This window comes from Phormidesmis priestleyi BC1401 (assembly GCF_001650195.1).
Classification (GTDB): domain Bacteria; phylum Cyanobacteriota; class Cyanobacteriia; order Leptolyngbyales; family Leptolyngbyaceae; genus Phormidesmis_A; species Phormidesmis_A priestleyi_B.
The window spans coordinates 4,923-15,778 of sequence record NZ_LXYR01000077.1 but is presented as its reverse complement, the minus strand read 5'-3'; the positions used below and the strand labels follow the sequence as shown (position 1 = coordinate 15,778).

Sequence of the window (10,856 nt, the reverse complement as noted above, 5' to 3'; positions counted from 1 at the left end):
CCAGGTTCCGGTAGCTTAAGGGATAGCGACAATACCCCCGCACATTCAGCAAGATGATTTCTGGCAGAAAATGCCGCCACTTAAACAAGGATTGGGAAATCATTTAGGATGAGATGGGAGAAAAATAAGCCTTCTCACCTTCCCATTCTTGCGACACAACCAGAGAAAGTCTGTAATGATAAAAATTGATGAAAAAAGCGGTGATTTGAGTACTCAGATCTGACAGTTTCGACTTTTTAGCAGCGTAACCATGACTCAACGCTTTCTGATTATTGAGGATCATCCTGAAGTGAGCCAAAACAATTGTGAATTTCTCAAAATGATGGAGCCTCAATGCGACTGTACGATAGCCGATACTCCCACAAAAGGCATCGCGCAACTGAAGCAGGAAATTCCCGATCTTGTCGTGGTTGATCTCCAGTTTGGAACATTGACGGGTGAGGCATCGGCGCAACCTGGTTTGACACTTCTGAAGCAGATGTTTGAACAGTATCCAAGTGTCAATGTTCTCGTTTATACGAGTGAGCCGAGCTATCTGAGGCAAGTGACCAAGCAGATGTTTGAACATCAAGGTGGTTTTGTTGTAGTCAACAAGATGGAGCGGCGAAATTCTTTCCTAGAAGGCGCTCGTAGTGCGTTAGAAGGACAATTCCGCATTCCTCGAAGTTTGATGAACGAAATGCCCCTGACCGACAAAGACAGGATAGTTCTGGATCTACTGTGCAATCATGCGATGACTGATCAAGCGATCGCGGAACGCCTGCATGTTTCGCTCAAAACTGCTCAGAACTATATACAAAGCCTCAAAGTTAAGTTGAACGTGGATCAGCTTGAAGGTCAGCAGACGAATACTCGGATTGCGGTGTGTATGGAAGCGATCAAGCGGCGGCTAATCGGGCAGTAGCGACCATTTCAGCGTGACTCGCATTCCTCCTTTCTCTAAAGGGACCCCCTCCCAAGCTCCATTCGGAAGTTCAGATACGATCGTCGTCATCAATTTCGTTCCATACCCGCCCATTTTTCGTTTCTTTGCTTCCAACCCGGTCGAGCCATCATTTTCGATCACCAGACAACACTGAGTTCCTTCCTGGGTGAGAACAATCGAAACCTGAGTTGCTGTCCCATTTGACGGTTGGGCATGATGAATCACATTCGCGATCGCTTCTCGAAAAAACCGAAAAACATCTTCTCGCGCATCAATCCAGGCGCTATCAGATCGAGGTTCTCGCAGGGGTTGCAGGCGTTGATTAACAGTGAGAGTGAGATCTCCGGTGCGAATCAGTTGTCGAAGATATTGCTGGATGCCTTGAGCTAAACCAAGCTGGAGTTCTGGAGTAATCTCTAGCTTTTCGGCGATCGTGCGCGTATTGCTGAGTTGGTTGCGAAGCGCAAGCCCGATCTCTTCTAAACGATCCAAGAGTGGATCGATCTTTAGAGAGGGATGATGAATGTTGAGCATTTCGATCTGATCCATCACCAGTTTGAGTTCTTGCAGCGGACCATCGTGAATATCAGTAGCGACGCGATGTAGGAGTTTGCGAGTTTGCAGCAAGACTGCCTGCCGTTCTGCTAATTTTTGTCGCTGTTGAACAGACTGTCTCAGCATCAAAATCGTAACAATCCCGACTCCTGCTCCGAGCCAGCCCAGAATTGGAATCGACAGCGGTAGAATCAATCCTTGCCAGAACAGAAGCAGGCTAAGACCGAAATAGCCCCCGATGAAAATCAGAAATACCCAAATATCCGATAGATGAATCAGTTGAATTTGAGGACGATCACAGCGGCGACTGATGTAGAGTGCCATCAGAACAAAACCGAGCAGAGTCATCACTAGATCAGCGTTCTTGGGAGCGATTTGAAGAAAAGAGTCGGTCATCAAACTAGCAATGAGATTCGCTTGTACTTCTGCGATCGACATTTCCCCATAGGGGGTGTGTTCACCATAGCTCTCTGGCACTTTTTCTTCAGGCAAATCAACAATTACTAATCTATTATGTAGCCTTTCAGCCGTCTGAGAATCTTGTACGCATTGTTGAGAAGTACATTGGAATTGAATGCTAGAAAACGTACCCGCTGCACCCCAAAAATTGACCATGAGCGGTGAGAGCGCCTGCAAGCGAAGAAGACGCTGTAAATCTGAGCGATCGTGTGATGCTTTATAGAACTTTTCTAATGCTAAGACAGCTACCGATTTGACTCGATACGTCGCTTTTGGATCGGAGTCATCTTCATAGCTAAAGCGCCCAAACAGTTCAGCTCGACGGGCTGGATTATTCAATTCACGCGCCCTCGGAGCATAGCGGAAATAGCTCACAATCTGTTCTGGAGCAATCGTGTTCTTATCCCCAGACGGCAGCAAGTGATTGTAGATGTTTAGGGTTGCAGCACCTGACGGTGACACACTCGGACGAGCGACTAAAACAATTTGATTGAAGTATTGCCGAATCGCATCTTTGAACGGTTGTGTGAGTCGAACATCCGCATCGACATACTGCTTCATCTGTTCAGGCAGATTCAAGACAACTACCTTTGCACCGTTATCAATCAAGCTCTTCGTCAGCGTTGCATAAAACAGATTTAGCTGCGATAAATTGTGCAAATCATATCCTGCCATTTCAGTAGAATTGATTTTGAGCATGAGAATTTCTTGCGGCGGCACACCCGGTTTATGCAACCGGATCAAACTATCCTGCACCCCGATCTCGAATTTCTGCATACTAGGCAGGTTCCCAGCGATCGCACAATAAACAAAGCTCAGCGAGATCGCTGCTCCCACCGCTACCATCTGTCGCAGAATCGTTTGTCGAACTCTAAATCGCTTCATTCCCGATGCCTATCGTCCGGTTTCATCATAGCGCTGTGCATCTTTCACGTAACTACTCAGGAGGGGGTCTGAAAGCGTGAAACGCCTATTCTATAAGCTTCTTACTTGCTCTACTGAGCATAAATAATACTTGAATAGGATCGAGCAGAGTCAATAGTCCTCGATTTATTGACAATCTCAGAGTTTCTGGCTGCTGATTAAAAATGCTCTCCGCTACCTGTAGTGGTTCTAGGTCTTAAAGTTCTAAATCTAGAGTCTGAGTAGTTACTCTTTCACAGACTTACGTAAACCCGCAAGTTGATTTGCGTTGATCCCTCTAGGAGCCACAGCGCGAGCAAGACAAAATAGGAGCATCCAGTCAACAAATAGAGTAAAACGATGAAATCTCAAACACTCGGCGCGATCGGGCTTCTCACCGCTCTACTCGCTACGGCGATTGCTCCCGGTATCGCCAGAGCCGATATCCCCGGAGATCACCCACACTATCTTCACGCCCGCAGCGATCTTCGCAAAGCAGAACAACTCTTGCAGCTACCCGATGAACGCAATGTGAAAGCAGAAGAAACCATTGCGGCTCGTGAGATTCATGCAGCAATTCGGGAAATTGACCGAGCTTCTGTCCTCGATCGCAAGGATGTCGATGACCATCCCGCGATCGATACTTCGCTGGCTCATGAAGGCAAATTCAGAGAGATTGAACGACTGGTACAAAGTGCGAAACGCGACACTTCCCTTGAAGAAGACAATAATTCGGCGCGGGCATGGAGGCACAGAGCCAACGTGCATCTCGACCAAGCTGAGCATCATGTAGATCTCGCAATTCAGCGCGATCGCCGGGATGACCATCGTTAGTGGGAGCAATGCACTGGGTTAACCATCTCTTATTGCACTCATACTGACCCAGAACCGTCTAATTCAGCAAATCACATCTACAAAGAGAAAAATCATGTTTACATTTATTCGCTACGCGCTACCTGTCATTTCTGCGGCTGCAATCTTTACGCCAATGGTTGCCTCAGCAGGCGAAGTTTCTCATCGGGAACTGCATCAAGAACAACGAATCTTCACTGGTGTGAAAGACAATCAACTCACAGGCGCAGAATTTCGCAATCTACAGCGCCGTGAACTTTCGGTCAATGCACAACAAACGGCTGAATTGCGACGCGATGATGGACATCTGACCCGCCAGAACTATCAACAACTCAACCAGCGATTGAGTCGGATTTCAGGATTAATTTACCGCGATCGCCACAACTAATTCTTCCAAAGTGTTTCAAGCAGGACAGAGATCTTGCTTGAAACACGATTCCCTTTCCATTCGTCGCACTCCAAGGCTGATTTTATGAATAAGAAGCTGAGTATTCCAATCTGTCTGCTTTTCTTAGTGCTAGGAGATGTCTATCCCAGTAATGCAACGCCCTCGATCGATCCAAAAGTAATGCACGTCGTCGATCGCCTTAGCTTTGGAGCGCGTCCTGGAGATGTTGAAGCGGTGGAAAAACTCGGAGTCGAGGGCTACATCAAGCAGCAACTTCATCCCGAATCGATTCCCGAACCCCAAGGACTCACTGATCAACTCTCTCAATTAGAAACGCTCAATCTCACTCCGCTGCACCTGTTTGATCAAATGGGTCTGCCTAAACTGCCCCAAGGACAAACTCTGACCCCAGAGCAAAAGCGCGCCTATCGTCAAAGAATGGCTCATGTACTCACACAAGCACAACAGCGACGCTTACTAGAAGCAACAGAAAGCCCGCGTCAGCTTCAAGAAGTGATGGTGGATTTTTGGTACAACCACTTCAACGTATTTTCGCGCAAGGGTCCCGACGAGATGTTGATCGGCAACTACGAACAAGAAGCGATTCGTTCTCATGCCCTGGGTCACTTTCGAGACTTACTAGCAGCAACCGCACATCACCCAGCGATGTTGTACTATCTCGATAACTGGCAAAACTCTGCACCTCAAACCTCTGATGCTAAAGCTTCAGGAAACAGCAAGCGAGCGCAAGGATTGAACGAAAACTATGCGCGTGAATTGATGGAGTTACATACGCTCGGAGTCGATAGCGGGTACACTCAACAAGATGTGATTGCGCTGGCGAAGATTTTGACGGGTTGGACTTTCCGCCGCACTGCTCAGCCTGGAGTCGAAGCGAATGGATTCTACTTTGATGCCAAACGTCACGACTTTAGTGACAAAGTGTTTTTAGGACATACCATCAAAGGAAGCGGCATCGCAGAAGGAGAACAAGCCCTAGATATTTTGGCGAAAAGTCCTGCAACCGCGCATCATATCAGCTATCAGTTAGCTCAATACTTTGTTGCCGATCAGCCACCGAAAGCATTAGTCGACCGACTATCTCAAAAATTCCTAGCGACCGATGGGGATATCCGAGAAGTGCTATCGGCGCTGTTTCACAGTTCAGAATTCTGGAACGCTCAGACTTATCGAGCTAAGTTCAAAACACCTTATCAGTACGCAGTTTCAGCAGTTCGAGCGACTGGAGTCGAGGTGCAAAACTTTCGTCCGATTCAAGGATTGCTGCAACAGCTTGGAATGCCGCTCTATGGTTGTTTGACTCCTGACGGCTACAAAAACACCGAAGACGTTTGGTTAAATCCTGATGCGATGACCCGTCGGATTAGTTTTGCGACCACACTTGCAAGTGGACATTTATCACTCATCACAACGGACGATCAATCGATGAATCGATCAAGTTCTTCAATCGATCCCGATCAACTCGAAAACACGCTCGGCAATTCGTTTAGCACCCAAACCCGACAAATGATCGCGACCAGTCCTACTAACCTGCGATCGGCTCTGATTCTGGGAAGTCCAGAGTTTATGCGACGGTAGACCCCTTCTTACAGGCTTAGAATCATGAAAAGACGACAATTACTTCAAGCTGGACTGGTTTCCGCTTCTGCACTGGTGACGGTTGGCAGTCACGGCTGGTTTACGAGATCGACTGCTCAATTAAATCCAAAACGCTTGATTGTGATCTTTCTACGCGGTGCTGTCGATGGTCTGAATGTGGTGGTTCCGTATCGCGAAACAGCGTACTATGATGCGCGTCCCACGATCGCGATTCCCCAACCCGGTCAGAACGGCGGCGCGATCGATCTCGATGGACAGTTTGGACTCCATCCTGCACTAGCCTCGATCTTACCGATGTGGCAACAAGGGAATTTAGCGTTTGTTCACAGTTCCGGATCGCCTGATCCAACGCGATCGCACTTTGATGCTCAAGATAATATGGAGCGCGGCGCACCGGGTATACAGACAATTCACGATGGCTGGATGAATCGGCTATTGGGAAGCTTGTCTGGAAACAACCCGATTCAAGCGGTCAATGTGGGCGATGTGACTCCCCGAATTTTGTCAGGTCGGCTACCTGTGGCAACTCTGGCGCTGGGTCGAGGTGCAGCGCGTCCGATCTCACTTGATAAACCTCAAATTGCCGTCGCCTTTGATCGCCTGTATTCGGGCAACGATCGCCAGAGTCAAGCGTATCGGGAAGGGCGCATAGCGCGTAAGGCCTTGTTATCTGATTTAGATACCGAGATGAAAATGGCCAACAATGGCGCACCGCTCCCGAATGGTTTCGCGAGTGATGCTCAGCGATTAGCGCAGATTATGAATAAAGATCCGAGAGTTGCACTCGCCTTTATGGCGTTGGGCGGGTGGGATACCCATGTGAACCAGAGCGCTCAACTTGCCCGAAATCTAGAACAGTTAGGGAAAGGATTAGCCACGCTGCAAACAACACTAGGATCGACTTATGCAGATACAACAATTCTTGTGATGTCCGAGTTTGGTCGAACGGTGCATGAGAATGGAGATCGCGGAACGGATCACGGACATGGCAATGTAATGTGGCTGACGGGCGGGGGTATTCGAGGCGGCAAAGTATACGGCGATTGGCAAGGGTTAACGAGCGATCGACTTTATCAAGAACGCGATTTAGCAATCACAACAGATTTTCGTGATGTGATTGCAACGGTGCTGGAACGCCATCTACAACTGTCAGATAGCAAACTTACCCAGATTCTTCCGAGCTATCAACCGTTGCAGAAGAACCTTCCAGTGTACGGATAGTATTTTCCATTGCAGTGATTTGGATTGATGTCTATTCTTTAGTCACAAATCTCTTAACAATCTTCCGAGGATTTCGGGTTGTGTCGCAAAGTTTTTAAAGTGACAAACGAACTGTACTAATCGTATTGTCTTAAGCGCTCACTCCGAAGATTTCTTCGATAAATTTTGCTTGAGTCACATTGTCCCCTTTCCTGATTCCTTTCACTTGTCCTTTCCGAATCATATTCATCGCCTCAATCCCACTCAACGTTCTTCTTGCACTGTTGAACGATTTCAAGCCCATCATCGGTTTTACAATCCGTTTAATGTTTCGGTGATCCTGCTCAATGATGTTGTTTAAGTATTTAATCTGCCGCAGTTCTGTCTTTTCTGCCATCGTTTCATCGGCTTTCAACTGTTCCATTGCGCCTAGATAGGCGGCGTTCTAATCCACCGTAATCACTCGTGGGGTTTGAGTGTGTTGAGCCTTCAGCACTTTGCGGAAAACCGCGCGGCTGCCTTCCCGTCTCGCTTTGCACTCAGCATGAAGTCCAACGTGTTGCCCGCTGAATCCACAGCGCGGTACAAGTATTTCTACTCGCCTTTGATTTCGATGTACGTTTCGTCCACCCGCCACGAGTCATTGGTCAAGCTCAAATGAGGGCGAAGTCGTTTGTCCAGTTCCGGTGCAAACTTCAGTACCCAGCGATTGATCGTGGAGTGATCCACCTCCACTCCTCGTTCTGCCATCATTTCTTCCAGGTTCCGGTAGCTTAAGGGATAGCGACAATACCCCCGCACATTCAGCAAGATGATTTCTGGCAGAAAATGCCGCCACTTAAACAGGGATTGGGAAGCCATTTAGGATGAGATGAGAGAAAATTAAGCCTCCCTACCCTATCATTTTTTGCGACAGAACCCATTGACTGGGGTAGGCAGTGATGCAACGGGTGAAGGCTGTACCTTCATGTCATGACTGCTCAGGACATCACCGGACATACACCGGGCTAAGTCCTGCCCATACCGTCTGACCAATACGTTGATCAGTGCCCCCGGTCGCTCATGTCCTGTTATAGCCATCGCCACTTTGCTTAGGACATTTTTGGTAGTGTACTTCGCGTGCTGCCGAAGATGTCTCTGTCCTAACCTATGTGGCGACGGCTATACTTTATCCTCAGTTTTCAGCAGGCTTCCCCAGTACCAATTTTCGAGTCGGAGGTGATGCGGCGCTCTATCAATTTTTGCAAACACAGCCAAAAGATACTTTGATTGCGACGCTTTCAGATGAAGCGAATAACATTCCAACCTTTGCTCAACGCTCGGTTTTATTTGGCAGAAAATGCTCACTGCCATTCCATTTGGGGTATTATCGCCAAGTTCGCCAGCGCATTCTAGATGTCATTCAGGCGCAGTATAGTCCCGATCTGACACTGGCAAAACAAGTAATCAAGCAATATCACATCACCTTCTGGCTGATTGAGCGATCTACCTTTACACCTCAGTATTTAACGGATGCAAACTGGCTTGAAAGCTTCCAGCCTGCGTTTAGCACAGCCCTCACAAATCTACAGCAGGGAAAGGTTCCCGCACTCGAAAAGCTGACAAACTGCTCCGCTTTGACCACGGACCGATTCACGCTGCTAGATGCAACTTGCATCGCTACAACCCTCAAATCTCCTGCATAAAATTTGATGAAATTCTTCGCTTCGATCTCAAAGCTGGGTTGCCTTCTAAATCCCGTTGAGCAATATCTGCAATGCTCCATGAAATTGCCAAAGAGAAGAAAACCTGTTGCTCTCGCCTCACCAATATCTGTAATTTTGCAGTTGCAGCGAAATCGTTTAGCTACTGACGAGAAAATTGCTGTATTTTACTATATTGGAACTGAATTATGAGATAAGATAACTCATCATATTGGGAAGCAGTGTGAGAGACAAACAGCAGAAATCCATAGCGAACTTAGTGCCTCGAAGCCGAAGAAAGCAGATCGCGAAAACCGCCTTTACTCTACTGCTCCTGGTAGGTGCGGCTTTAGTTTCTGCCACGGCTGGGGCACTGGTAGCACTGACGCTTCCGAACCCGCTGAAAGAAAAAGTAACGGTTGCAAAGGTTTTACACAACCTGAAGCAGATCGGTTTGCTGAGACCGACGACGATGACTCGCCCTGTTAATTTGTTGGTGTTGGGCATTGATAACTCTGGGCATCCAATCAGCGGCAGCTTTGATCGCAATGCAGCGCTTGGAGGCAATAGTGATTTGATGCTCCTGGTGCGCTTGATTCCTGAAACGCACGAGATTCATGTGCTTTCCATTCCTAGAGATACGCTGGTGCAGATCCCAGGACGAGGAACCGACAAGGTAAACGATGCCAATATGCTGGGTGGACCCGCTTTGGCGGCTCAAACCGTCAGTCGTCTCTTGGATGGAATTCCGCTTGACCGCTACATTCGGGTGGATAATGGCGGCTTTGTCTCTATCATTGATGCTCTGGGTGGCGTTGAAGTTACCGTGCCGAAGCAAATGGATTACGACGACCATAGCCAGAATTTGAGTATTCATTTAAGTCCGGGTACCCAGCGGCTCAATGGTCAGCATTTGCAAGAGTATGTACGCTTTCGTCATGATGAACTGGGCGATATCAGCCGGATTCAGCGGCAGCAGGAAGTCCTCAAAGCGATTCAGAATCAGATTCTTCAACCTGCCACGTTGTTGAAACTACCGAATATTCTGAAGATTATTCAAAACTCAGTCGATACCAATCTCTCTTCCGAAGAGCAACTCGCCGTAGCAGACTTTCTCTGGCACAGCGATCAACACCATCTCCACCTGGTGATGCTGCCGGGTCGGTTTAGTCGCCCTGATGAGTACCCCTTAAGCTACTGGATTGAGAACCGTGATGCAGCCGCACCGATTCTGGCAAAATATTTCAACCCGCAGGCGCAGCCGTTGAGCACAATTGACACGTCATCGCTCCAGAAAGCGCAACTCCAAGTGAAGGTGGCGAGTTCGATTCACACAGACAATCTGTTGCAGTCAGAGATTATTCGGCTACGACGTTCTGGTTTTTTCAACACTGATGCAACGGATCAATCGATCGACCTTGCCGCTATCCCCCTCGCGCAGACTCAAATCATTGCTCAACAGGGGAATTTAGCCGCCGCCAATGCAGTCAAAGCAGCACTCGGATTCGGGCAAGTGCAAGTTACCTCCACGGGTGATATTACTTCAGATATCACCGTTGTCCTCGGCACCGATGCCTCGATGCCACGTTCACAAAAAAATGAGACTCATGCCTCATTTTAAAGCACGGGTCTCATCGGGGATGCTTGCCTTATCCCTGACCTTGCTTCTTCAGCGCGAGCTTACCAGCGAGTGCAACCACACTCATCGGCATACTCAGTTCTGGGGTGATGTTCTAGACGTGGGGATAACTGGTCGTGTTCTAGACATGTGGATGGCTTTCTAGGAACCGCTGTCAGAATTGGATTTCACTAATCCTGATCCACATGTCTAGAACATCACCGGTTAAACTGGGTGCATCCCAGTCTTGTAAGTCTTGATTTGAGACAATCTCTCAAAAGCGCTTATATGCTAGGGCTTGACATATGAGTGTTTATACTCATATGCAAAACTGGGATGCACCCGTTAAACGTTAAACTTGCATATGCCCCCGTGGAACGAGTGGTTATCGCTCTCAAACCCACTGCCCTCATAATTTAATTGCAAAATCACAATCTTGTTAAACTTATCCTGAGTGCCATTGGAGTAAAAAAGCAAGCTAAAGGGATAATCATAGCAATGCTACAGTTAGCAAAAAATGATGGCTCTACGACATTAATCCTGGTGCCTTAAATCAGCCCGGCAACGATATTGATGGTCATCGCTAGGATGCTCGTGTTGAAGAAGAACGATAAAACGCCGTGCATCAAGCTTAACCGCCGCATCGTGCGCGAA

Annotated in this window: 9 protein-coding genes and 2 pseudogenes; 7 read left to right on the top strand and 4 right to left on the bottom strand. The window is 47.9% G+C overall.

The features are described 5' to 3' along the window. Positions 1 to 103: pseudogene (locus tag A8707_RS28620) on the bottom strand (IS6 family transposase); the annotation flags it as partial. Between the two features lie 147 nt (positions 104 to 250). Between A8707_RS28620 and A8707_RS23430 the strand changes: the two are divergent. Further along, positions 251 to 904, top strand: coding sequence for a response regulator transcription factor (locus A8707_RS23430; RefSeq protein ID WP_068819597.1), 654 nt, complete (start codon positions 251 to 253; stop codon positions 902 to 904). Here A8707_RS23430 and A8707_RS23425 read toward each other — a convergent pair. Then, positions 890 to 2,824, bottom strand: a complete 1,935-nt coding sequence (locus A8707_RS23425; RefSeq protein ID WP_068819596.1) for a sensor histidine kinase — start codon at positions 2,822 to 2,824, stop codon at positions 890 to 892. The two genes, A8707_RS23430 and A8707_RS23425, sit on opposite strands and share 15 nt — an antisense overlap. Before the next feature lie 378 nt (positions 2,825 to 3,202). Here A8707_RS23425 and A8707_RS23420 point away from each other — a divergent pair, with 378 nt between their 5' ends. The 4 genes from A8707_RS23420 (at position 3,203) to A8707_RS23405 (ending at position 6,923) form a co-directional block, all read left to right on the top strand. Beyond that, complete coding sequence (locus A8707_RS23420; protein WP_068819595.1) at positions 3,203 to 3,676, top strand: hypothetical protein; 474 nt, start codon at positions 3,203 to 3,205, stop codon at positions 3,674 to 3,676. 94 nt (positions 3,677 to 3,770) lie between these two features. After that, positions 3,771 to 4,082 carry a hypothetical protein gene (locus A8707_RS23415; protein ID WP_068819594.1) on the top strand — a complete coding sequence of 104 codons (312 nt, stop codon included), beginning with the start codon at positions 3,771 to 3,773 and terminating at the stop codon, positions 4,080 to 4,082. Positions 4,083 to 4,166: 84 nt separating this feature from the next. After that, entirely contained in the window at positions 4,167 to 5,681 is a 1,515-nt protein-coding gene (locus tag A8707_RS23410) for a DUF1800 domain-containing protein (protein WP_068819593.1), read from the top strand. A 24-nt stretch (positions 5,682 to 5,705) separates the two neighbouring features. Then, a complete protein-coding gene (locus A8707_RS23405; protein ID WP_068819592.1) occupies positions 5,706 to 6,923 on the top strand; it encodes a DUF1501 domain-containing protein in 1,218 nt (405 codons plus the stop codon). Between the two features lie 130 nt (positions 6,924 to 7,053). Here the strand turns inward: A8707_RS23405 and A8707_RS30390 are convergent. After that, positions 7,054 to 7,763 (bottom strand): annotated as a pseudogene (locus tag A8707_RS30390) (IS6 family transposase). Between the two features lie 39 nt (positions 7,764 to 7,802). Beyond that, on the bottom strand, positions 7,803 to 7,982 hold the full coding sequence (locus A8707_RS28615; RefSeq protein WP_156518840.1) for a hypothetical protein: 180 nt from the start codon (positions 7,980 to 7,982) through the stop codon (positions 7,803 to 7,805). Positions 7,983 to 8,053: 71 nt separating this feature from the next. Between A8707_RS28615 and A8707_RS23395 the strand changes: the two genes are divergently transcribed. Both A8707_RS23395 and A8707_RS23390 read left to right on the top strand, forming a co-directional pair. Then, a complete protein-coding gene (locus A8707_RS23395; RefSeq protein ID WP_068819591.1) occupies positions 8,054 to 8,587 on the top strand; it encodes a hypothetical protein in 534 nt (177 codons plus the stop codon). A gap of 277 nt (positions 8,588 to 8,864) precedes the next feature. Next, positions 8,865 to 10,205 (top strand): LCP family protein, encoded by a 1,341-nt coding sequence (locus tag A8707_RS23390; protein ID WP_082906477.1) that lies wholly within the window; start codon positions 8,865 to 8,867, stop codon positions 10,203 to 10,205. Positions 10,206 to 10,856 lie beyond the last annotated feature (651 nt).